This window comes from Paraburkholderia sp. MM5477-R1 (assembly GCF_050436385.1).
Lineage (GTDB): Bacteria > Pseudomonadota > Gammaproteobacteria > Burkholderiales > Burkholderiaceae > Paraburkholderia > Paraburkholderia tuberum.
In genome coordinates this window covers 971,051-992,946 of sequence record NZ_JBNDMC010000005.1, presented here as the reverse complement: position 1 = coordinate 992,946, position 21,896 = coordinate 971,051, and the positions used below count along the sequence as shown (strand labels likewise).

Annotated in this window: 19 protein-coding genes and 5 pseudogenes; 7 read left to right on the top strand and 17 right to left on the bottom strand. The window is 60.5% G+C overall.

Going from position 1 to position 21,896, the window contains the following annotated elements; translation table 11 throughout:
• The first annotated feature begins 326 nt into the window (after positions 1-326).
• A complete protein-coding gene (locus OKW35_RS16925; protein WP_429552626.1) occupies positions 327-1,019 on the top strand; it encodes a CBS domain-containing protein in 693 nt (230 codons plus the stop codon).
• A gap of 593 nt (positions 1,020-1,612) precedes the next feature.
• Here OKW35_RS16925 and OKW35_RS16920 read toward each other — a convergent pair.
• The 8 genes and pseudogenes from OKW35_RS16920 to OKW35_RS16885 all read right to left on the bottom strand — a co-directional run bounded on the left by OKW35_RS16920 (position 1,613) and on the right by OKW35_RS16885 (position 6,542).
• A pseudogene (locus OKW35_RS16920) lies at positions 1,613-2,495 on the bottom strand (site-specific integrase).
• Positions 2,492-2,965 (bottom strand): N-acetyltransferase family protein, encoded by a 474-nt coding sequence (locus tag OKW35_RS16915; RefSeq protein ID WP_429552625.1) that lies wholly within the window; start codon positions 2,963-2,965, stop codon positions 2,492-2,494. Before OKW35_RS16915 ends, OKW35_RS16920 begins: the two are co-directional and overlap by 4 nt.
• Positions 2,966-2,997: 32 nt before the next feature.
• A complete protein-coding gene (locus tag OKW35_RS16910; RefSeq protein ID WP_429552624.1) occupies positions 2,998-3,267 on the bottom strand; it encodes a hypothetical protein in 270 nt (89 codons plus the stop codon).
• A 725-nt stretch (positions 3,268-3,992) separates the two neighbouring features.
• Positions 3,993-4,118, bottom strand: a pseudogene (locus tag OKW35_RS16905) (phosphopantetheine-binding protein); the annotation flags it as partial.
• A 407-nt stretch (positions 4,119-4,525) separates the two neighbouring features.
• Complete coding sequence (locus tag OKW35_RS16900; protein WP_429552623.1) at positions 4,526-5,023, bottom strand: GNAT family N-acetyltransferase; 498 nt, start codon at positions 5,021-5,023, stop codon at positions 4,526-4,528.
• Positions 4,989-5,102: pseudogene (locus tag OKW35_RS16895) on the bottom strand (integrase); the annotation flags it as partial. The gene OKW35_RS16900 and the pseudogene OKW35_RS16895, both read right to left, overlap by 35 nt.
• 339 nt (positions 5,103-5,441) lie before the next feature.
• A pseudogene (locus OKW35_RS16890) lies at positions 5,442-5,957 on the bottom strand (IS91 family transposase); the annotation flags it as partial.
• A 315-nt stretch (positions 5,958-6,272) separates the two neighbouring features.
• Positions 6,273-6,542: a hypothetical protein gene (locus OKW35_RS16885; RefSeq protein WP_065851693.1), complete on the bottom strand. Its 270-nt coding sequence runs from the start codon at positions 6,540-6,542 to the stop codon at positions 6,273-6,275.
• Positions 6,543-6,754: 212 nt separating this feature from the next.
• On the opposite strand from OKW35_RS16885, the gene istA reads away from it, so the two are divergent.
• Complete coding sequence (gene istA, locus OKW35_RS16880; protein WP_429552622.1) at positions 6,755-7,645, top strand: IS21 family transposase; 891 nt, start codon at positions 6,755-6,757, stop codon at positions 7,643-7,645.
• Here istA and OKW35_RS16875 read toward each other — a convergent pair.
• The 3 genes from OKW35_RS16875 to OKW35_RS16865 are packed head-to-tail and all read right to left on the bottom strand — an operon-like array spanning position 7,530 to position 10,697.
• On the bottom strand, positions 7,530-8,525 hold the full coding sequence (locus tag OKW35_RS16875; protein ID WP_429552621.1) for a tyrosine-type recombinase/integrase: 996 nt from the start codon (positions 8,523-8,525) through the stop codon (positions 7,530-7,532). The two genes, istA and OKW35_RS16875, sit on opposite strands and share 116 nt — an antisense overlap.
• Positions 8,518-9,459, bottom strand: coding sequence for a tyrosine-type recombinase/integrase (locus OKW35_RS16870; RefSeq protein WP_429552620.1), 942 nt, complete (start codon positions 9,457-9,459; stop codon positions 8,518-8,520). Before OKW35_RS16870 ends, OKW35_RS16875 begins: the two co-directional genes overlap by 8 nt.
• Positions 9,456-10,697, bottom strand: a complete 1,242-nt coding sequence (locus tag OKW35_RS16865) for a tyrosine-type recombinase/integrase (protein ID WP_429552619.1) — start codon at positions 10,695-10,697, stop codon at positions 9,456-9,458. The genes OKW35_RS16870 and OKW35_RS16865 overlap by 4 nt, the downstream gene beginning before the upstream one ends.
• Before the next feature lie 236 nt (positions 10,698-10,933).
• Here OKW35_RS16865 and OKW35_RS16860 point away from each other — a divergent pair.
• The 5 genes and pseudogenes from OKW35_RS16860 to tnpC form a co-directional block, all read left to right on the top strand.
• Positions 10,934-11,243, top strand: a pseudogene (locus OKW35_RS16860) (ATP-binding protein); the annotation flags it as partial.
• Positions 11,240-11,377, top strand: coding sequence for a hypothetical protein (locus OKW35_RS16855; protein ID WP_429552618.1), 138 nt, complete (start codon positions 11,240-11,242; stop codon positions 11,375-11,377). The pseudogene OKW35_RS16860 and the gene OKW35_RS16855, both read left to right, overlap by 4 nt.
• 41 nt (positions 11,378-11,418) lie before the next feature.
• Entirely contained in the window at positions 11,419-11,952 is a 534-nt protein-coding gene (locus OKW35_RS16850) for a transposase (protein ID WP_429551151.1), read from the top strand.
• Positions 11,928-12,284 (top strand): IS66 family insertion sequence element accessory protein TnpB, encoded by a 357-nt coding sequence (gene tnpB, locus OKW35_RS16845; protein WP_167368694.1) that lies wholly within the window; start codon positions 11,928-11,930, stop codon positions 12,282-12,284. Before OKW35_RS16850 ends, tnpB begins: the two co-directional genes overlap by 25 nt.
• Before the next feature lie 30 nt (positions 12,285-12,314).
• Entirely contained in the window at positions 12,315-13,895 is a 1,581-nt protein-coding gene (gene tnpC, locus OKW35_RS16840) for an IS66 family transposase (protein ID WP_429552617.1), read from the top strand.
• Positions 13,896-13,989: 94 nt separating this feature from the next.
• Here the strand turns inward: tnpC and OKW35_RS16835 are convergent, their stop codons facing one another.
• The 6 genes from OKW35_RS16835 to OKW35_RS16810 all read right to left on the bottom strand — a co-directional run bounded on the left by OKW35_RS16835 (position 13,990) and on the right by OKW35_RS16810 (position 20,970).
• Positions 13,990-14,535 carry a MarR family winged helix-turn-helix transcriptional regulator gene (locus tag OKW35_RS16835; protein WP_429552616.1) on the bottom strand — a complete coding sequence of 182 codons (546 nt, stop codon included), beginning with the start codon at positions 14,533-14,535 and terminating at the stop codon, positions 13,990-13,992.
• Positions 14,536-14,580: 45 nt separating this feature from the next.
• Complete coding sequence (locus tag OKW35_RS16830; RefSeq protein ID WP_429552615.1) at positions 14,581-15,897, bottom strand: MFS transporter; 1,317 nt, start codon at positions 15,895-15,897, stop codon at positions 14,581-14,583.
• Positions 15,898-15,899: 2 nt separating this feature from the next.
• On the bottom strand, positions 15,900-17,087 hold the full coding sequence (locus tag OKW35_RS16825; RefSeq protein WP_429552614.1) for an amidohydrolase: 1,188 nt from the start codon (positions 17,085-17,087) through the stop codon (positions 15,900-15,902).
• Positions 17,088-17,101: 14 nt separating this feature from the next.
• A complete protein-coding gene (locus OKW35_RS16820; RefSeq protein WP_429552613.1) occupies positions 17,102-18,184 on the bottom strand; it encodes a porin in 1,083 nt (360 codons plus the stop codon).
• A 366-nt stretch (positions 18,185-18,550) separates the two neighbouring features.
• The gene (locus OKW35_RS16815; protein ID WP_429552612.1) at positions 18,551-18,709 is read right to left on the bottom strand and encodes a hypothetical protein; all 159 of its coding nucleotides are present in this window, start codon (positions 18,707-18,709) and stop codon (positions 18,551-18,553) included.
• Positions 18,710-18,750: 41 nt separating this feature from the next.
• Positions 18,751-20,970 (bottom strand): bifunctional diguanylate cyclase/phosphodiesterase, encoded by a 2,220-nt coding sequence (locus OKW35_RS16810; RefSeq protein WP_429552799.1) that lies wholly within the window; start codon positions 20,968-20,970, stop codon positions 18,751-18,753.
• Positions 20,971-21,896 lie beyond the last annotated feature (926 nt).

Sequence of the window (21,896 nt, the reverse complement as noted above, 5' to 3'; positions counted from 1 at the left end):
CTGTCGGGCGGCAGGCGGCCATCACCAGTCGTTCGTCTGCCGTGAAAACCGGCCAGTTGAACGTCGCTTCCTGCCTTGACAACTGACCGATTTCAAAATTAAATCAATACTGAATCACCCTTCCAACCCCACGTAAAGCACGCGCGCGGCACGATCAGGTGCATCGCCCGCCATGTGCGTGAAGCGTTGGCGGCGCGAGCGGCCGTTCGTTGAGCACCGGATTCAGGCGCCTCAGCACCGCGCGGTGTCTGCCGCCGGTGCGTTTGCCGAAATCGCGCGACGGGTGCAACAAAGGGGACCCGTCGCGACACGCTGGGGGAGTGACCATGCGCGCACTCGACATCATGACTCCGTCCGTCGTCACCGCCACACCGGACATGACGATCTACGACGCGGCAAGACTGTTCGTCGACAACCATATCGGCGGCATGCCGGTCGTCGACGCGGACGGACAGGTCGTCGGCATCATCAGCCACAGCGACCTGCTGCATCGTGTGGAGAACGATACCTGCCACCAGAAGCGCCCGTGGTGGCTTGAATTCCTGTTGTCGTCGCCTCGCGAGCAAGCTGCGAGGTATGTGAAGGAGCACGGGCATGTCGTCGGCGACGTGATGTGCGACCAGGTAATTTCGATCTCCGAGGACATGCCGCTCGATCAGATCGCAGACCTCATGGAGCGCCGGCATCTCAAACGCGCGCCGGTACTGAAGGACGGCAAGTTGGTCGGAATCGTGAGCCGCTCGAACCTGATCCGCGCACTCGCTAGCGTCGCACCGGCCGTGGACTCGGCGTCGCACGACGACGCTAGCCTACGCGACGCGATAGTCCTGGAAATGCACGGGCAGGGCTGGGGGTTGCCGAAACAGGCCGTGCTCGTCAAGGACGGTGTCGCGCATCTATGGGGCGTGATCGAATCCGAAGAGGAAAAGCGCGCCATCCGCATTGCGGCCGAGGGCGTGCCGGGCGTCAAGCGCGTGGAGTACCACCTGGAGATTCCGAGCGTGATTCCGACGCTGTAGTCCGCACACGGACGCGAGACGCGTGCAGATTCGTCCGGGGTGAACGATGACGGCGATCGCGACGGTCACATTCAGTGCGGCGGTCGAATTGTCAACTGGCGTCAAGCAGGTGGCCGACATGCGCAAGCCGCGGTGCGGCCCCGCGCTTAAGCATGTCGGCACTGGCGCCGTCAATGTCGCGCGGCTCGGCGGCTATGGTATCGCCGTGCATCTGACCGGCGGGCTGCTTGACCAGGAGCTGCGCCCGCTCGTCGGCGCCGAAGGCGCGCGGAGTCAGTGCACTGGAATTGCCGACGAGATGAACCGTGCGAATTGGGCGGCCGTCACCGACAGCGAGTGTATTCGTGGCGCGCGCGATGGACTGCGCCTTCCATGGTCGACAGAGGCCGGCCTGTTTCGATCGTTCATCGGAGCGCTAAGTTGGCCCATTAACTACTGCGTGCGTAGACCAGTACGGACGATGAAGGGAACGTCCGTTGTACTCCGGGAGCAGTCGAAATTTTGTTCCCGTTTGGAACGACAGCTCCGGGTCGGTTGGAGACAACCTATTTACTATGGACCACCAAGCGAGTCGGGAAAGGAGCCACCGTGTCTTACACGCGGATCCGCGCCACCTCGTCCAGGCTGATGTCGTCGTGGCGCCGGTTGTGGAGCTGGGTGGTGCGGGTCGACGCGTGATTGGCCATCGCCGCGGCGTTCTCCAGCGTCCCGCCATTCTTCAGGTACGCGGTGATGCCGGTCGCGCGGAACGTATGGTTGCCGATCTTTGTATCAATGCCAGCGGCCAGCGCACGGCGCCGCACCATCGCATACGCGTTCGCCTGCGGCAGCGGCGTGTCGCTGAGCTGGCCGGTGCCGCGCGCAACCGTGCCCCTTGCCGCCCTTTTCGCGGAGACGGACCCACAGGCGCCGCGGCTGCACATAGACATCGTCGACCCGCATCGCGAGCGCTGCGCCGACCCGCGCGAACGAAAACACCATTAACGCAATCAGCGCGCGGTCGCGCAGACCAACGGGGGTCGTCACATCGATACTGTCGAGCAGCTGCCGCGCCTCGGTCGCGTCGAGCACCGGCGTTTTCCCCTGCTTCGTGATGTGACTGGGCCCCCTCACCGACGCGGCGGGATTGTGCGGCACGATCTGGCCGGTCACGAGCCAGTCGAACAGGTGGCGGATCGCCGCGAGGCGCTGCCTGGCGGTCGGTGCAGCGTGGGTCTGTGTCTGCCGCTCGATCCAGGCGGCGACGTGCAGCGGCTGCACCGCGGTAATCGACGGCACGCCGGCGCCGGTGCACCACGCAAGGAAGTCGCCGGCCGCGCGTGCGTACGCACGGCGCATGTGCGGGTTGCGGATTGCCGACGCGAAGAATTCCAGAAAACGGGTCTGCACGGACGCGCTGCTGTGAGCGATCAGCGCAGGCAGCGCCGCGGACGTGACGCGATCCGGGCGCACGGCCGGGGCAATCAACGCGCTCATGCGGGCGGCCCGGCCAGGCCGGCTGACGCACCAAGGGGCTTCATAAAGATCAGCTCGGGGCCGTCCGGTCCAACGTTATGTACCTCGCCACTGGCCCTGTACCCGCGCCGGGCCAGCAGGCCGCGCATCGCAGCATTGGTCCCGCTTGCCGAGGCGAAAAGGCGGTCGCCGTGGCACGCGCGTTCAAGCGCCTGGACCAGCGCGTCGCCGACACCCTGGCGCCGGTGTGCAACGGCGACATACACAAGCTGCAGAAAGTGATAGTCAAAGAACGCGCCCCGGATTGCATACCCGAGAAGGGCCTCGTCCTGCGCCGCGATCCAGCAGGTGCCATCGCGCAGTGCCTCGCGGATCATCTTCGCGTGCCGCGTGCCGGCCTGTGCAGGATGATCGATCGCCAGCAGCTGGCTTTCTTCGAACACCGAGCCCAGCCCAACCGAGAAAATGGGTCTATCGTCAGGCGTGTCCACGGGCCGGCTCCGGTGAGGTTGATGTGCCCGGGCTACACCCCGAGGATCCGGCCGACGGTCTCGTGGAACTCGCCGGTCGCGTTGTCAATCGCATCGTCGGCCTCGTCGTCGAGGTTGTCGACGTTTGCATCCAGCACCGCCTGCAGCGTCAGGTACGCGGCAATGATGCGGTCCAGCTGGTCACCCGCGACGCGCGCATACACGGCCTCCCCCAATGCTTCCATAAAGTCGCCCCGGCTTCCACCCACTAGGCCGTCAGCGCTGTTTTCGAGGTCGTCCTTGAACTGTTCGACATCTGCCATGTTTCCCTCCGGAAGCTCAGTACAGCGTTGCCTATTACGCGCGATGCAGGTATGCGGCCTGTCGTGGAGCTGTTCCTTGCTCCCCAGCAACGCTGGTACCCGAAGATATCCGTGCCTGGCAACTGCACCTCCTCGAAGCATTCACCTCGCGCAAAAGCTTACGTTTTTTGACCAAGGATTTCACAGTTCTATCACGCTTTCGCAAAGAACATCCCTGCGACAAGGAGTAGCTGATTCGGCCGCACAGGGGACCAAATCTTGCTGCCTAATTCGTGCACGGGAGACGATCATGATGAGGCTTTTCGGCATATTGGCCTTAGCGGCTGGCGTCGCGGGATGCGTTGCCACCCAGCCGTACGATTCCAGCTATCCTCCGTATGGATATGGCCCCGGCTATTACGCGCCTAGTACCAGCATCGGCGTGGGCGTTGGCGGCGGAAGCTTCGGCGGTGGTGTGGGCGTTGGTGTCGGCGTTGGTTTCTGACACCGCCCCGTAACTAATCTACGAACTGCGCGAGCTGTGGCGTCGCTTGTGGCAATGGTGTTGTCCAACGGTTGATTCTCGAAATTCGGCACCTACGCGGATTCATTCGTGACGTTGAGGCGTTGCGTGAGGTCATCCAAGCGCTGCTGGCACGAAGAGACGGGCGATAAGCTGGTCGCGCTGGAACGTCTGCGCAGTGAGCTGCAAGCGGAGTTCTGCCGCGCCGGCGTCAACAAGGAGGAATCAGATGCACGGTCGCGAGCGAGGAGAGGCCCGCGGCGTACAAATCGGTGTCGTCCGCCAGGCTTTCGGGCGCGACATCGAGACGGGCCGATTCGGAAAGGATGCGTCGCAATGCGGTTTTCATGGTGGGGTGTCCCCCTGTGTTCGCCGGCATGGAACGAATGCATGTTGTCGTTTTTGTTTGCGACGCGATGCCGTGTCCGGTTGCCTCGTATTTAAGAATCGTCAAAGCCCAAACATGGGGGTCTGTCGTCGATCGGCTCATGTCGGGTCGGAAGCTGCAGCTCACGAGTCGTTTCCGAACGGCTCAAAGGGGTCGGGTTCGGCCGACCGCGTCGGGCGGCAGCCGGCCAGCAGGGCTATCACCGGCGCAGAGATCGTATGCCGCCCCCAGCCGCGCATCAATTTTATTTTCCCGCCCGTAGACTGCGCGCCGCGTCGCTCTGGAAGGGGAAAGACTGCGCATGTTGGTGGGCGATGACGATCTTGGCGGTGCCGATGCACTCCCACGGTTCGGCGCGCGCATAACCGTCACGTGTCGCGCCATTCCATCTCGACGATCTGCCGGCCATCAGATTCGTGAGTCCGGAACCTGGCTAGAGAATGAAAGCCGTTTTTTCTATAGAACGATAGGGCTGGACCTGTATGACACCAGAGCTGGACTACCGCTGAAGGCGAGTCCGCCCGCGCCCAGGTAACCACCTGCTGCAAGAGGACGCTTCCAAATCCTTCGCGCCGATGAACCGGATCGACCCAGAGGCCGCCGATGCGATATTCGTCAGTCTCCTTTCTCACGCCAAAAACGAAAGCAGCCACGCGTTGGTGATGCTCAACGATGAACATCCGCGACCTCTCCGGCGGCGTCAACTTGCTGGCAAAAGTCTTCCAGAAGTCGTCGTCGCGCGCGCGGGCTTCTTCTTCGGTCCCTGTGGACAGAAGTCCGTTGATGGCCGGACAGCGCCCGATGCAGACCACCGTCCGGAGGTACCTCGGTTCAAACTTCAGTCTGCTCGGCCATCTCAAGCGCATCGTCGACCTCGATGCCCAGGTACCGCACTGTGCTTTCAAGTCTATTGACTGCAGTCAATAGAGCAGAGATTTTTTTGGTTGGCGATCGCGGCTACTGACGCGTGTACAGGCTGGTCGGGGCCAGTCCGCGATCGGTAATCAAAAAAATGTTTGTGCTAAACCGCTCCGCAGGCGCTGGCGTTTATGGGCGTTGAATGATCGTCGCGGTGATTTGTGATGCCCGGCGCACGGTTGGCGCACGCCGGAGCCGGGCGGTTGGCGGGGCCCGTCGCGCAAAGACAGCGGAAATGCGGACATCAATGGGCAGGGAATGCGGAGTTTCGCGGCATTGTGATGGTGCGACGACGCTAAAGCACGAGTGGGTTCGCGTTGGCCGCATGGGGGAAGACCAACGTACGCGCGGGTGTGCTGATGCCGGTCAGTGCACATGGCTCGGGTCAGGCGGAGCCCGCGGCAGGATGCCAGGCACACCGCCTTCGATACGGACCATGTGGCCCTTGCCGCACACGGGGCAATCGCGCAGTGACCTGCCGGTGAGCCGTTGGTAACGGTCACGGTAGTCTTCCGCGATGGCGGGTAACGCAGCGGCGGGAGGCTCGATGCCGAGCAGCCGCCGGCAGGTCGCCAGCCGCGCTGCCCGATGACAATTGGCGAGCCACCCGTAGCTGCGGATACGCTTGAAGCCGTCGGGCAGCACGTGCAGCACGAAGCGGCGGATGAACTCGTCGGCCGTCAGGGTCATGGTCCTGTGGCGGGCTTCGTGACGGTAGTCCTTCCACCGGAACAACACCGAATCGCCATCAAAGCGCAGCAACCGGTTGTTCGAGATGGCGACGCGATGCGTGTAGCGGCCCAGGTAATCGAGCACCTGTGCAGCGCCGCCAAACGGTGGTTTCGCGTAGACGACCCACTCCGCGTGAGCAGTGTGAACGGCTGTGGGAAACCGACACTAGACGGCGGCGTCGATCAGAGATACCGAATGGTCCGGGTCTGTTGAGCGGTTTGGTAATGGTTTGTGTGAGGTGCAGGAGGCGGCACCGGCTGCGTCGGAAGGAGCCCGTAGGGCGAGTGCAGACGCAGCCGATTCGGCTTGCTTCAGGAAGAGGTGACGCTGAAGTCGGGATGCGGTAGAAGAAGGCTTACCGCCGAAGAAACAGGCTCGACACCGGCTCAAACCGCCAAGTTCACTCCGATGTCGAGCCCCACACGCGCACGGGGCACGGGTGCCGGGCCAGTATGGCACGACCCATTATTCCCGTCGATACCGTTTCGGCATTGACGGGGATTGCCGATGCCGGACACAGGCCGTCTGTTCGTGTGCGCCCGTTGCCGGGCGCAGGTCGTCGTTTGCCGCCGTTGCGACCGCGGCCAGATCTACTGCGACGGTGACTGTTCTGAGGTCGCACGCCAGGCCAGCATGCGCGTGGCCGGCCAGCGCTATCAGCGCAGTCGTCACGGCCGCTTCGCGCATGCCGAACGGATGCGCCGCTATCGCAACCGCCAGAATAAAGTGACGCATCAGGGTTCCGCTGTACCTGCCGCCGATGCTCTACTGGCACCGACTTCGACGACGTCGGCGGCAACAGCAGCGGTGTCCGCCACCGCCCCAGCTGTGCCTGAGCGTTGCCATTTCTGCCACTGCGTCTGTCCGGACTCCGTGCGCCTCGGGCCACTACGCCGTCGGGTCTTCCGTGATGTTCGTACTACTACCTACTACACAGGAAGTGACCCATGACCATTGGAGTTGAACTCGAGGCGCAGATCCTGCGCTACTACCACGTCGAGAAGTGGCGCTGCGGCACCATCGCACGGCAGTTGCACGTGCACCGTGGCACGGTCCAGCGCGTGCTGGCGCAGGCCGGTCTGCCCCGCGTCGGCGGGATGCTCAGACCTTCGCAGATCGATGCCTACCTGCCGTTTATTCATGACACGCTCAAGAGGTTTCCGTCGCTCACGGCCAGCCGGCTGTATGCGATGGTCACCGAGCGCGGCTACCGTGGCAACCCTCATCATTTCCGGCACCTGATCGCGGTACACCGTCCGCGTCCTACACCAGAGGCTTATCTGCGGCTGCGCACCTTGCCTGGAGAGCAGGGCCAGGTTGACTGGGCCCATTTCGATCATCTGCAGATCGGGCGCGCGCGCCGGCCGCTCATGGCCTTCGTCATGGTGCTGTCGTGGTCGCGGCAGATCTATCTGCGCTTCTTCCTCGATGCCCGCATGGACAGCTTCCTGGCGGGCCACGCCGGCGCGTTCGCGGCGTGGTCCGGATTGCCAAGGATCCTCCTCTACGACAATCTCAGGAGCGCTGTGCTCGAGCGTCAGGGTGATGCGATCCGCTTCAACCCGACGCTTCTTGCGTTCGCCGCTCATCATCGCTTCGAGCCCCGTCCAGTGGCAGTGGCCAGAGGAAACGAGTATGGTGCGGTAAAAAATATGTGCTGCTCGAATGCCAACGAGGCCAAGGCAGCGCCTTTGCGGAGATCGAACAGCACATATTATTCGGCTACAGTGTACGCAGGAAGGCCATCAGGTCGGGCTGATTGCGCCATTGCTTATGTCCTTCGGCACCGCCTCCCACTTCGCACGTCGCCAGCGCCCGCGCCTTTGTCTCCAGATTGATCTCGGCATAGATATTGGTCGTCTCCAACGAAACGTGTCCAAGCCAGCCGCGTATCGTATTGATGTCGACACCGGCCTGGAGTAACAACGAGGCGGTTGTATGCCGAATCACATGTGGGTGCACATTCTTGCCGGCAAGCGACGGCGCGTTGGCGGCAGCACGGATAGCACAGCGCTTGACCAATGCATGAATGCCGGAGCGCGTCATCGTCTGGTGGAATCGATTGAGAAACACCGGCGCGTCTGCGGCCCTCCCCCCGGACTGTGAGCGCAACGCATCAAGCGTGGATTTCCAGAGCGGGCAGCGGCGATGTCTGTTCCCCTTGCCGACGATGCTGACCGAGCGCGTGTGCCAGTCAACGTCGCCAATCTTGAGCTGCGCAGCTTCGCTTGCACGCGCTCCTGAGTTAAACATGAAGAGCAGTAACGCATGTTCGCGCTGCCCCTGCGCTGTATTGACGTCAGAGGCAGCGAGCAGGGCGTCCATTTCCTGCCTGCTAAGGTAGCTGATCTCCGGCCGACTGGTTCTCTTAACCGGAATCAGATGAATCTGTGCCCACCAGTCGACGTATTCAGGCGCATGTTCGCCGATGAAACGAGCCAGCGCATGGATGCCGCCGAGCCGCTGATTTCGTGTGCTGACACTACAGTGGCGTTGTTCTTCCATGTGCGTCAGGAACAGGCGGACCATTTGCGCGGAGAGATCATCAACGGTCAGGCGGTCAATCCGCTTGTCGACCTTGGTGGCCAGATACGGAAGCAACAGCATGAGCATGTCGCGGTAACTTCTTTGCGTATTGACGGCAAGGTTACGTTCGCCCACCAGATACTCAATCAGGAAACGTCGGATCCACGGACCCAACAGGGATGAGTTATTCATGTTGCACCTCAAGGACGTACGTTTCAAAGCGCGTGCTCGCTGCATTCAGCAACTCGGGCGTCAAGGTAAGGTAGCGTTGGGTGCCCGCGAGATCGATGTGGCCGAGATAGGTCGCGAGCTGCGGCAACAACAGTTGCAAATCGGCGCCGCAGCGATACCAGGCGATTAGCCGGTGCACTGCGCCTGAGTGTCGCAAATCATGCAGCCTCGGCTGGCAGGACGCCCCGCCTTCGCGTTGGATATTTGCCAGGGTACGCTGTCGCTGAAAGGCTTTGCATACAGCTCTCTGGTTCAGGGCGCGACCATCGCGTAAACAGAAGAACGGTGCATCCGGTGCCTGCCCAAATCTCTGGTTTCGTTGCCGGGCATAAGTTTGCATCGCTCTATTCAGATCTGCGCCTAGCGGGACCAGCCTCGATCTATAGAATTTGCTCTCGCGCACGTGCAGGACGGCTTCGTCGAGATTGACGTCCTGCATGGCTAGCCGCAATGCTTCGCCATGGCGGAGGCAAGCGCCGTACAGAATCAGAATGAGTGCACGCAAAACATATGCATCCAGCAGACCGCGTGGACTGCATGCCGCCGACGCCACGTCGAGCAGGCGCTTTAATTCCTGCTGCGAATAAATATAGGGTGTCAGCGGTGGTGGCAATCTCGGACTGTAGCGAGGAAGCGGCGAGGCCTTGACATATCCACGCGAGAGGGCAAAACGAAACAGGCAGTCAAGTACAGACCTTCTCTTCCGGCAATGGTTAGTCAGCGGCCTGTTGCCGGTCAGAAAGTCCTGTACCTGCTCGACCGTGACCGATTCCACATCAATGTTGCCATCAACCCGGTGGCAGAATGAGGCAAGCGTGGCCGCCTCGGAATTGAAGCGCATGCCCAACGCCCGTTTGTGGCTCACGTATTGGGCGACGAGTTCGGAGAGCGTCATAGCAGACTCCCCAGATCGATTTCGGCCACACACCGCAGTCCGGTCAGGTCGACCTTTGCATAGATTCTCGTCGACGACGCGCTGCGATGGCCGAGGTGGTCACCGATCTCCTTCAGCGCAAAACCGGCGTCGAGTAAATGCCGGGCGTTGGCGTGCCTCAGGCAATGTGCGCCACGTCGCGGGATATCGATACCAAGCGTCGCGAGATGCGAGCGGACAATGCCACTTACGCGTCCGGGTGTTAGCGGTCGGATCGGTGCCTCGACCGACAGGAAGAGCTCTCGATGGGCGCTTCGTGGACGCGCTTCCTTCAGGTAGCGCAGAATGGCGTTTCCAACGGTTGCCACCAGCGGGTATTGCTGTGTGCAGCGTTGCTTCGGACGATTGACATGAAGGATCTCGCCGCACCAGTCGATGTCCTCCAGACGGAGCCGCACCACCTCGCCGCGCCTCAGTCCGTAAACAACCAGCAGCATGATCATCGCACGGTTGCGTAGATCGATCGTGCTCTCACCGACAAAACTGGCGACAAACCTTTGCACGTCATCCCAGTTCAGCCCGAGCGGCAGCCCCTCCTCTCTATACACCACAGGTGCTTCAATGCCCGACGCAACGTTGGTAGCCCACCCTTGTCCTTCTGCGTACCGGAAGAAATTGCGCAGCGTGCTCGCAAGCGCGTGCAATGAGACTCTGCTCCAGCCGCGGTTGCCTTGATAGGCGAGGTAGGTGTCGACATCGTGGATAGTGAGAGCATCGAGTGCCTTGTCACGGCGACAGACCATTGCCAGAAAATGGCCGATCTCATCACGACAGGTTGAAATCGTGGCAGAGGAAAGTCCTCGCTGGTCGCGCATGAAATCGACGTAGTGCTCGACATAGCGAACAAATGGTTCTTCTATAGGATGCCGTTCCTCCAGACGCCCCAGGAAGCGCAGCCAGGCCGTGGCGGTATGGATGAACAGAAGCCGCGAGCTGCGGGACTCGTTCGTGCGCTCACTTCGGAGAAGTCGAATCCGACGGTCAACGGCAAACGCGATTTCCTCGTGCGTTATTAACCGCAGGCGAGACAGATCAATGCTCTGTGAAAACACCAGCAGGATCCACGCGATCTTCCGAATCGACCTGAGCGGATAACCCTGTTCCTGACAATGTACGAGGAAGCGCTTCCTGGATTCCACGCAGGGCGCGAGATTGTGGGCAGCAAGAACATGCGGACGCGTAAAGAGAGTCTCGAACATGATATTCCCCCATCATTGATCAGTGGGATATCAGTATCAGCCTGAAAATTATGTCGTCATGGAAACGTCAACGCGCTAGACGATACGGGGTTGTTGAGAACCACTGTGACATATTTTTTACCGCACCATACGGCAGAGGGTTTTTTAGTTACCGATTGCGCTCCGACCTGTACGGACTCGTTTATACGTCTGTAGCCGCAATCGCTAACCAAAAAACCCTCTGCCTAACGTTTTGCATAACGTTAATTGACGAGGTCGGATACCTGTCTGTCCTACTCGAATCGCCACGCCGACCTCCTGTTCGAGCTGATCAGCCGCCGGTATGGCGCAGCGAGCACCGTGGTCACCACAAACCGGCCGTTCGCAGAATGGTCGGAGGTATTTCCGAATGCCGCCTGCGTCGTCTCGCTGGTTGACCGGCTGGTGCATCGCGCCGAAGTCGTCGCGATCGAAGGCGAGTCCTACCGGGTGAAGGAGGCACGTGAACGGGCCGAGCAGCGCGCAAAGAAACGCAGCGCGGCACGCATGGAGAAGAAGAAGTCATGAAGCGCCTTCACCTGCCTTCGGGCATCACTCACGGGCTCGACTTCCTGATCCCAGACAACTGGTCCGCCGATCAGGCGCTGGCCGTCGTCGAACGTAAGCGGTCCATCTTCGACGTCTATCGGCTGGCGGCATGAGCGAGGAGCATTGGTGTCCACCTACGTGGAGGTGGACACCAATGGCTGGCAATGACTCAGAGTTAAGAGTAGTTCGTCTAAGCCGCGACGGGCGCCGTCGCTATGACGAAAACGGTAAGCGCGCGCTGGTCGAGGCTGCATTGCGCCCGGGCGTGTCGGTAGCCCGTCTGGCACAGGAGCATGGGATCAACGCCAACCTGCTGCGCAAATGGACTACGAAGTACCTGATGGAGCGTGAGAAAGGCATCTCATTGGCATCGCTGAAGGACGACGCCGACGAGCGCGCCCCATCACCACCCGCAGTCGAAGTAATGGATGGCAAAGCCATCGATATGCCGGATTCACGTAAGCGGCCCGCGCCGGCAGAATCCTCCTCTGCATTTATTCCTGTCGTGCCACTACCACCGGCACTGCCGCCACCACCCGTATCTCCGGCACCGCCGATGACGCTCTCACTGCATGTATGTCTGTCGAACGGCGTGGAGCTCGATCTCAGTGCAGCGAGCATCGACGAGCTGAGCACCGTGGTCCAGATGTTCGGGAGGATGCCGTGTTCCGGTTCGACGAAAAGCTGACGGTATACCTGCACCGCGATCCCGTCGACTTCCGGTACGGAATGAACAGTCTGTCGATTCTCGTCGAACAGGCGATGCGCCTGAATCCGATGGATTCCTCGCTCTACGTTTTTACCAACCGGCGATGCGATCGCGTCAAGATCCTGGGTTGGCAGCACAACGGTTTCTGGCTGATGCTCAAGAGACTCGAGGCCAATGATCGCTTCGTCTGGCCTGACAGCAAAACCGAAGTCGTGACGTTGACCGTCGATCTGCTGCACTGGCTTCTCGAAGGTGCCGACATTGCTGCTCTTCAGCGGCATCCGAAACGCCACTATGCTCGCGTGAGTTGAACACGGCATCGGCGTGCCGGTCTAAGTGGCATGCCGATCAACGTGACCATCGACGCTGACGAACTCAGGGCGCTCCTCGCGATACGTGAGGAGCACGACGCCCTTCAGTCAGAGCGTGACGGGTTACGCAGCGCACTGCGTCTCGTGACTGCGGAGCGCGACCTGGCCGAGGAACGACTGCGCGCTTACCGGCGCGAGCTGTTCGGCGCGAAGAGCGAAGCCCGCGCATCGGATCAGCCCGGTCTGTTCAATGAAGCCGAAGTGCTCGGCACGAACGCAACACCCGCGCAGGAAGATACTCGCGAAACCACGATCGCAGCGCACACGCGCAAGAAGCGCGGTCATCGCAAACCGCTCGATCCCAGTCTGCCGCGCGAAGTCGTTCGGCACGAACTTCCCGAAGCCGAACGCTTCTGCAACCACGACGGACACGCGCTCGTCGAGATCGGCGTCGAAACGAGCGAGCAGCTCGACGTGATCCCCGAGCAGGTTCGAGTCATCCAGCACCAGCGCGTCAAATATGCCTGTCCGTGCTGCGACCTCGGCATCAAGGTTACGCCGGCGCCGGCGCGCATCATCCCGCGTGGGCTGCTGACGGAATCGGCACTCGCGTGGGTCGCCACCGGCAAGTATCAGTTCGGCATGCCGATCTATCGCCAGGCTGGTCTGCTGCGACGCTTCGGTGGCGACATCTCGTCGAACACGCTCGCCGCGAGCATGGTCCGCGTCGGTCACGCGACGCAGCCCGTTATCAATCTGATGCGCGACGCGTTGCTCGATGCTGACGTGATCTACTGCGACGAGACGACGTTCCAGGTCCTGAAGGAAGAAGGGCGCAAGCCGCAAACGAAAAGCTATCTCTGGGCGCAAATGACCGGATCGGGAACGCCTATCCGCTGTTTCGCCTATACGGCTGGTCGCGGCGCGAAGCTGGCCGACAAACTGTTCGCCGGCATTCGCAAGGGTGCGGTTCTGATGACCGACGGATACGAGCCCTACAACGGCATCGCGCAACAGTATCAGCTCGTGCATCTCGGATGCTGGGCTCATGCGAGACGGTATCTGGTCAAGGCCGAAGATAACGTGCCCAAGGCGGCCCGCTCCCCCGATCTGCTCGCCACACGCTTCATCAAACTGATCGGCAAGCTGTTCGCAGCGGAGGCGCGCAGTGAAACGTGGCCGGCTGAACGACGACAGCGATTGCGACGACGATACAGTGCGCGCGTACTCGATACCATCGAAAAGCTGATGCTCGAACAGTCGCCCGGCGTCGTGCCGCAAAGTTTACTCGGCAAGGCGCTGACCTATCTGCATGGGCAGTGGCCCAAGCTGATCCGTTACGTCGAGAACGGCAACTGGCCCATATCGAACAATCCCTGCGAAAATTCCATTCGCCCGTTTGTCGTCGCACGCAAAAGCTTCCTGTTTGCCGATACAGTTGCTGGCGCACATGCGAGTGCGAATCTTTATTCGCTGATCGAGTCGGCAAAAGCCAACGGCATCGACCCGTACTGCTACCTCACCTGGCTGTTCCAACGTCTGCCACTGGCGAAGACCGTCGACGACTACGACGCGCTGTTGCCGTGGAAGATGCCCGCCAATCTCCGCTGACCCTTCTCCCTGCCACACAATTTACGCTTCAGAGCACCTCTGAGTGGCGTCGTTCGTGGACCGCATACGATCGTTCGCCAGAGACGCTTGCAAATCAGCCTGCCGCGCGTCGACCTTTTGAGCGAGGCAGCTTGGGGCGATCTGTAACCGGCGTCAGCTGTGCGGCGACGAAATCTCGCAGAACATCGTCGAGCGTGTTCATCAACGACACGCACGCATCGCGCGAAAGAGTGGGGAACTGCCGACGAAACAGATCGTTGCTCAGCGCGTCTGCGGTCTTGACCAGTGCGGCGCCGGATTCGGTCACGAAGAGTTGCGTCGAACGCGCGTCGGCGTCGTCAATACGGCGCTCCAGATAGCCCAGGTTGCAGAGGCGGGACACAAGTTTTGACATCATGGCCTTCTCGGAAAAGGTCCAGCGGGCGATGACCGAAACGGGTTGGCCTGGAAACTGGAAGGCGATGCGAAGTATGCGCAGTTCCTTGAGACCGAGTCCAATCTGCTGCTGGAATATCGTATCGTTGGCGTTCGTCACCAGTTCGCCGAGGGCAACGAAACGATACGAAAGGTGAAACGGTGCCGACAGGCCTCCGAGAACCTGGTCCAGAAATTCAGCCTCTTTCTTTTTAATTTTTGCCATCGCCCGCAAAACCAGTTGTAGAGAGCCGCAGTTTGCCCGCGCAGCTTATCCGTCCACCGACAGGACACGCCCGCTTCGCGCCTGGCGAAAACGCGCTGTTACGGCTGCCAGGCTTGCGAGGGAAACCAGCATCGCCAGCAGGACATACCAGCCTGGTGCCATGTCGGATTTCGTGACATGGATCAGCAGCGTGAGGATCGCGGGTGCGAAGCCACCGAACACGGTAACCGAAATATTGTAGCCGACCGAAATCCCAAAGGTCCGCTCACGCGTGGGAAAGATCTCCGCCATCAGCGCGGCCAGTGGTCCGCTATAAAACGCCAGCAGGAAGCCCGCAGCAACCTGGCAGACGAGCAGCGTCGTCAGAGTCGGATGCGACAACAAGATACCGAACGTTGGAATGATCGACAACGTCGCCCCGACAAGCCCAAAACCCATCACCCGGCTGCGGCCGAACCGATCCGACAACGCGCCCGCAAGCGGGCTGACGACGAAAGACACCAAGCCCATCGCGGCCGCAGATGCAAAGGCAGTCGCGGGTGGCAGATGCAGTTGTCTTATTGCAAAGATCGGCAGATACAGCACGAGCACATAGGAGGACACGGTGCCGCCCATGACGAGTCCCACGCATGTGAGGATTGCGCCGAGGAGCTCGCGTGTCCCGGTCTGTTGCCGCTCTCCATGACGAGCCTCGCTTTGCGTGGCGGTGAACTCTTCGGTTTCGTGCATGGATCTGCGCATGATCAGGCCAACCGGACCGATGGCGAGGCCGAGGAAAAACGGAATGCGCCATGCCCACGCCACGATCGCCTGCGCTGGAAGCATCGAGAAGATGAGCCACGCCACACCCGCGGCAAGTATCGACGATACGCCCTGACTCGCGAACTGCCAACTGCCATAGAAGCCCCGCCGGCCGGGATTCTGCTCGGCCAGAAAAGCCGTGGCGCTGCCGAATTCGCCCCCTGCCGCAAAGCCCTGAATCACCCGGGCGACGACAATCAGCGCCGGTGCGTACAGTCCGATCGTCTGGTACGACGGCGTCACCGCGATGATCAACGTGCCTACGAGCATCATCGCTACAGTTGCCGTCAACGCAGGCTTTCGTCCCTTCCTGTCGCCGTAGCGCCCGATCAGCACGGCGCCGATCGGGCGCACGATGAACGGCACACCGAAGCTGGCGGTAGCGAGCAGCATTGACGAAAACTCGTCGCCGGTCGGAAAGAACACTTTGGCAATGGTGCCTGCAAGAAAGCCATACACGATGAAGTCGAACCATTCGAGCGCGTTGCCAAAGGATGCAATCACGATGTTGCGCGCCACTCGTTTTCCCGATCCTGCCGTGTTGAGAACATTACCGTTCATAGTCATCTGTCTCCGTGTCCGTGGCCGGCAATGCCGCTCAGTCGTTCTTCAACCAGACGAATGAAGAGGGAAACGCCGATCGGCAGGATGTCGTCGTTGAAATCGAATTTCGGGTGGTGGCACCCGAAGCCGTCCTGTCCGAGCAGCAGATAGGCGCCGGGCCGATGCTGCAGCATCACCGCGAAATCTTCCGAAGCCATAATTGTCGGGAATTCGCTCAGCACATTTGCCGGAGAAACAATGTCTCGCGCGACCCTGGCCGCGAACTCCGCCTGCTCGGTATGATTGATCGTAGCGGGGCAGCCAATTGGAAACGCGACTTCGATCCGGGTGCCAGTCGCCCGCCCGATTCCCTCGCACAGTTCGGCCAGACGTGTCTTGAGGAAGGTCCGCGTTTGCTCGCTATAGGACCGGAGCGTGCCCGCGGCGAAAGCGTTGTCGGGCAACACGTTCGGAGCCTGCCCCGCCGAAAGGGTGCCGAAACTGACGACCGCCACATCCATCGGATCCACGCCGCGACTGACGATCGTCTGTGCCGACACGACGAACTGGCCCAGTGCGGCAATTGTGTCGCGCGTCTCATGGGGCCGTGCGCCGTGTCCGCCTACGCCTTTCACTGTGATCTCGAACAGGTCGCCGGCCGCCAGCATCACGCCAGGCTTGACGGCGATCTCTCCGGGTTTCAGATGCGGCGCATTGTGAACCGCATACACTTCGCTGCACGGAAAACGCTCGAAGAGGCCATCGTCGATCATCGCCTTGGCGCCCGCAATGGCTTCCTCCGCGGGTTGGAAAATAAAGACGACCGTTCCGGCGAAACGACGGGTGCGCGCGAGGTACTCCGCTGCACCCACGAGCATGGTTGTATGTCCGTCATGGCCGCAGCCGTGAAAGACGCCTGGCCGGCGGGAGGCGTAGTGCAGCCCGGTGTCTTCCGCCATACGCAGCGCGTCCATGTCGGCGCGCAGCCCTATGCACCTGCCGTCGTCAGGCAATTGCCCGCGCAATACCCCGACGACGCCAGTGCCGCCAATGCCTTCATGTGTTTCGATACCCGCGGCACGCAGCCGTTGCGCCACGATTGCCGAGGTGCGTACTTCTTCGAACGACGCCTCCGGGTTCGCGTGGATGTCCTGGCGTAACGATCTGAGGCCGGGCAGTTTCGATTCAAGTTCACTCACAAGCTTCACGTTTCTCTCCGTCCTCAGAATTTCGTTCGCATGCCGATACGCACGGCCGTCTGTGTCTTGCTGTCTGACGGCGACTGAGCGGCCAGCAAGGCGACCACATCAGGGCCGGACGCGCGAATCGTATTGAGCGAGAGGTAGACGTCGGTGCGCTTGGACAGGAAGTAGTCCACGCCCGTGATCGCCTGGCCCCAATGATTGGGGGACATCGATGAATACGTATAGGCAGCGCCGACAGTCAGTGCAGGGGTGATCCAGTAGTTCGCGCCTCCTTCGTAGATCCTCAAGGCGAGCGATCCGGAGGGACTCGCGAATTGAGTCCACGTATAGAGTGCGTGAAGCATGGCAGACCCAATCGCGTAACTCGCGCCGAAGCCAACATTCGTTGTCCTGTCCAGTGACACGACCGTATTGGGCTGCACCCGTACACCTCCGAACCGGGTCAGGCCGAGAAAACTGTAAACCGGCAGCTGAGTATCCTGGGTGTTGGTGTACGCGGCCCCGATGTTCAGCGGGCCGAAGGCATAACTGACCCCGGCGCTCCATGCGCTGTTCTTGTTGAAATCGCCTGGGACACCGCCGAACGAGTACATCGCGCCAAACGTCAGACCGCCAATCTTGGGGGATTCGTATTTGACGGCGTTATTGAGCCGCTCTCCCGCGATCCGGTCCTGATCGCCAAGATGCCACCCGTACAACCCGCCGATATAGGCGGCCGCCGCGGTCAAGGCCAGTTCTTCCGCCATGAAGTCGTACTGCCGGCCGAGCGTCAGCGTGCCGTACGGGTTCGACAGCCCTACGTATGCCTGGCGGCCGAACAGCAGGCCGCCTTGTTGCGCAGATCCATTGTTCAGCGAGAACCCGTTTTCGAGCGTGAAAATCGCCTTGGTCCCGCCGCCGAGGTCCTCCGAACCCTGAAAACCGAACCGGTTGGCTTGCTGGATGCCGCTGTCGAATACCCATGCCCGGGATCCGCCGACGTTACTGAGCATCGTGATACCGGCGTCGAGAAGACCGTAGATGGTGACGCTGCTCTGCGCCTGAGCGGAAGGAACGGCAAACGCGGCGGCAACTGCGCCGGCAAGGACAAAACGTTTCATTGGATGCGTGCCAAAAAGGTTGAAGGGGACAACTTCAGGGTGAGGGAAGTTTGGGCACATCAATATAGGCTGTAAAGTAAACTATTTACTTTGAATTGTATGTTTACCCTAAGTATGAAAAACAGGACGTTGGGGAGGCGCACAAGACGGGGAGCCGACAGCCGTGTGAACAGCACGATGTACGTCGGTTCGGCTTGCACTATTTGCGACCCGTAGCCGCCTCTCCGACGCCGTTACCTGAAGTCGGCAAGGGCCGGGAAGCGGCAGGCGACCGGGTGCGCTTGAACGGCTGTTTGACTTTGACAGCGGTCGTTGTCTTGCCGGCGAGTCGAATGACGCCAACGGGTCGGCAACGGACGCTTCGCGTCAAAACCATGCGCAGCGCGCATGGGACGCGATCAACCGCACCGTATGCCCGTGCTTTTCGACGATATCGCGCCAGCGCTCCCACCTCGAGAGGGGCGTCCAGTCATCCGCATCGCTGATCAGGATCAGCGTGTCCGTCAGCAGGTCGGATCGGATCACAGTAGGATAGCCGCTAAACCGTCATAACGGCGGTCGTCGAATTAGCTTACCTGCGCGCTTAGGCTTTCCATCAAAATGTGAGCACGGGTTGGTCCGCGTGTGTACGTTCGCTGCCGATGCGCTTGTATCCAGAGCACAAAACCCTCCGGCGGCAACGGCGGCGAGAAAAGGTGTCCTTGATACAAATGGCAGCCATGGTCGCTCAGAAAGTCGCGCTGCGTTTGCGTTTCCACGCCTTCAGCGACCACAGTCAGCTTTAGCACGTTGCCAATGTTCATTACAGTCTGTGCCAGAGACTCTGCCATTGCGTCGCCCCCGATATCCCGCACGAAGCTTTTGTCAATCTTCAGTTCTTTGACGGGGAACCGGTGGAGGTAGCTCAGGGACGAGTAGCCCGTACCGAAGTCGTCTATCGACAGCGCTATTCCCAGCGCATGTATCGCATCGAGCGACGTGCGAATGTCATCGGCCGACTCATCAAACATGACTCGCTCGGTCATTTCCAGGATCAGGTCTTCAGGATCCAGGCCATGAGCCTGCAGAGTGCGCGCGATAAAGGCGGGGTAATCTGGCCGCTTGAAGTCGGCGGCACAGACATTCACGGATATGTTCGGCACATCGATGCCACCTGACCGCCACTCGGCAAGTTGGCGGCAGGCCTCGCCGAGCACCCATGCATCCACCTCTGCGATCAGGCCGATTTCTTCCGCGACGGCGATGATGCGATCCGGCGGAATGAACCCTTGCTTATCGCTGTACCAGCGCACCAGGGCTTCGGCACCGCGCAGCCCTCCAGTCACATCGACCTTGGGCTGGTAGACGACACTCAGTGCACTTGCTTTCAAGGCTCGTTGCAGCGCGATTTCCAGCTCGAGATGTTCTTTGGCCTGGCGCTCATACTCGGGAGCGTAGAAATGCACCTGGTTACGTCCCGCGCTCTTTGCCTGGTACATCGCCATGTCCGCGTTTCGCAGCAGGGTATCGCTGTCCTGTCCGTCGTGCGGATAGAGTGAGATGCCGATGCTGGCACTGATCGTGATGCTAGTGTCATGCTTCGAGTTGATGACGATAGGCTGATCTACCGCTTGCAGAATGCGTCCGGCTATGTGGGTGGCCCTGAGTGCGTCGCAGTTTTGCAATATGGCGAGAAACTCGTCTCCGCCGAGGCGGCCGATCACGTCCTCACCCCGGACATGATCCCGGAGACGACACGCGATCTCACTCAACACTTCGTCGCCGGCGGCATGCCCCTGTGTGTCGTTGATGCGCTTGAAACGGTCCAGATCGATAAACAGCGTCGCAAAACTCGACGAATTCCGGCCGGCGTCCGTCAGAACGCGGAGTGCGTCTCTCTGGAGTTGCGCCCGGTTAGGCAAGCCCGTTAACGAATCGAACCACGCCAGTCTCTGCAATTGGCGTTCCATTGCCAGTCTCTTGCGCAATTGTCCGCTGAACATCAGCGACAACATGATGAAGAGCACATCGAGAATGAAAGTGACGATGCCAATGGCAATCGCTCGTTTGCGCCATCCTGCGTAGATATCCCCAGTCGCGAAGCCGACGACGACGACCAGTGGGTAGCTGCCGATCCGCCTGAAGCTGTACAGCCGCTCAACGTGGTCAAGTACCGCAATGTCGACGTAGGTTCCGTCATCCGATTGCACGAGTGGTGGAAACGAATGGCCGCCAGCGAGCGAACTGCCGATATCGTCCTTGTGATACGGTTGCCGCATCAGGATCGTCCCGTCTGTGCGCAGCAGCGTAATGGTCCCATGCTGACCGAGTATTGAGTCTTCGAACAACCGGCGGAAATAGCTTAGCCGAAGTGTACCGGCGACAATGCCCGCGAACTGGCCGTCCTTATCCTCAAGTCGCCGGCTCAACGCGATCTGCGGTTGTTCCCGATCGCCTGCGCGCGGTAGGAAAGGCTTGCTGAGGTACAAGCCAGCATCTTTTTTCTGTCGCTGAACCTGAAAGTAATCCCGCTCGCTCACATTGATCTTGCGCGGCGGAACGGAGCGGGAGTCGAGAATCAAATTGCCTGCTGCATCTGTCGCGAACAATGCGCCCAGTTCTTTCGCATTGCTAGCCGTGCTGAAAGCGACGAGCTGCCGGACTTCTGGGGGAAGACGGTAAATGCTGGGCGTCTCGATACTTGTCACGACATCGCGCATGGCGAGTTGATAGATGTCGAGATTACGCTCCGTCTCCTTCTGCAGGGAGATCACGAGGTTTTGTGCGGCATCGCGCGCCTGTGCCATCGCGTCCAATCTCATTTCGTACAGCGAGACTACCGTGACGCCGGTGGTCGCGAGCGTGATTGCAATCCCAGCGAAAATGAACAGGGCCGGTCTTGTGAGAAAGGAGCTTGCGACTCGAATCATTGTCTTCAGAAATGCTCGGGAAAGCCTGGCTTAAGTGCAAAGACAAACAAGCGCTTCGTTAGCACGCGCTCTCCAGTTCGACGGAATGACACCTTGAACTGGCGAGCCCGATACTGCAGGTATAGGCGGAGGACGAACGTCCCTGCAGATGAATGAAGCGATAGTTTCGTGATCGGGCGACACCTTCCGCGTTATATCGACACGTTTGGCAAAATCTTTACCCCTTGCCTGTTCGATGGTTTCGTGGTGAGCGACCGGGCTGGCACGACGGGAACAGGACGAAGGCTGGCGGTCCGGGAGGCCGCCCGAGCCATTCCTTTCGATCGGATCCCTTCTTCCTGTCCAATTGGCCGTCACCGTTCCAGACGGACATGTCTGGACGACCCGCTGTATTTTTCGGCCAGTGGCGCGCAGCGAGGCAGGAGTCTCGTGACAACCGTTCGGTTTGGAATGGTTAGCCAAGATGGTGATCACGAACATCGTTTTGTAAAACTTGACCGACCGCGTCGAATCTTGCCTGCGGGTCCCAAATCGGCCATCTGCGGCCATTCGGCTGCGCGCTCGGGCGGACACTCAACGTCAGCTCCACCTTGGAAGCAGCCTCTCGGTTACGCCGATTTTAGCGGCGGTAGTGGGTCGGGCACGGCCGGTCGCATCAGGGCGGAGGCCATCAGCGGCCGGTTGGCCGCGCTGCCGTACGGACACTCGAACGTTGGCTCCGCACCAGGCACGGACCTTCGTTCGCCGAGGATGTCATTTTCCGTCAAAACTTCGCGAACTTCGGACTCGCCCCTATCGCATAT

Bases quoted from the DNA above. Each gene is read 5' to 3' on its own strand.
- istA (WP_429552622.1), top strand. From the start codon at position 6,755: ATGACCATTGGAGTTGAACTCGAGGCGCAGATCCTGCGCTACTACCAC.
- OKW35_RS16830 (WP_429552615.1), bottom strand. From the start codon at position 15,897: ATGAACGGTAATGTTCTCAACACGGCAGGATCGGGAAAACGAGTGGCG.
- OKW35_RS16900 (WP_429552623.1), bottom strand. From the start codon at position 5,023: ATGCGCTTGAGATGGCCGAGCAGACTGAAGTTTGAACCGAGGTACCTC.
- OKW35_RS16885 (WP_065851693.1), bottom strand. From the start codon at position 6,542: ATGCGTCACTTTATTCTGGCGGTTGCGATAGCGGCGCATCCGTTCGGC.
- OKW35_RS16820 (WP_429552613.1), bottom strand. From the start codon at position 18,184: ATGAAACGTTTTGTCCTTGCCGGCGCAGTTGCCGCCGCGTTTGCCGTT.
- OKW35_RS16850 (WP_429551151.1), top strand. From the start codon at position 11,419: ATGGCTGGCAATGACTCAGAGTTAAGAGTAGTTCGTCTAAGCCGCGAC.
- OKW35_RS16855 (WP_429552618.1), top strand. From the start codon at position 11,240: ATGAAGCGCCTTCACCTGCCTTCGGGCATCACTCACGGGCTCGACTTC.
- OKW35_RS16925 (WP_429552626.1), top strand. From the start codon at position 327: ATGCGCGCACTCGACATCATGACTCCGTCCGTCGTCACCGCCACACCG.
- OKW35_RS16835 (WP_429552616.1), bottom strand. From the start codon at position 14,535: ATGGCAAAAATTAAAAAGAAAGAGGCTGAATTTCTGGACCAGGTTCTC.
- OKW35_RS16865 (WP_429552619.1), bottom strand. From the start codon at position 10,697: ATGTTCGAGACTCTCTTTACGCGTCCGCATGTTCTTGCTGCCCACAAT.
- tnpC (WP_429552617.1), top strand. From the start codon at position 12,315: ATGCCGATCAACGTGACCATCGACGCTGACGAACTCAGGGCGCTCCTC.
- OKW35_RS16875 (WP_429552621.1), bottom strand. From the start codon at position 8,525: ATGAATAACTCATCCCTGTTGGGTCCGTGGATCCGACGTTTCCTGATT.
- OKW35_RS16810 (WP_429552799.1), bottom strand. From the start codon at position 20,970: ATGGCACAGGCGCGCGATGCCGCACAAAACCTCGTGATCTCCCTGCAG.
- OKW35_RS16910 (WP_429552624.1), bottom strand. From the start codon at position 3,267: ATGGCAGATGTCGAACAGTTCAAGGACGACCTCGAAAACAGCGCTGAC.
- OKW35_RS16870 (WP_429552620.1), bottom strand. From the start codon at position 9,459: ATGACGCTCTCCGAACTCGTCGCCCAATACGTGAGCCACAAACGGGCG.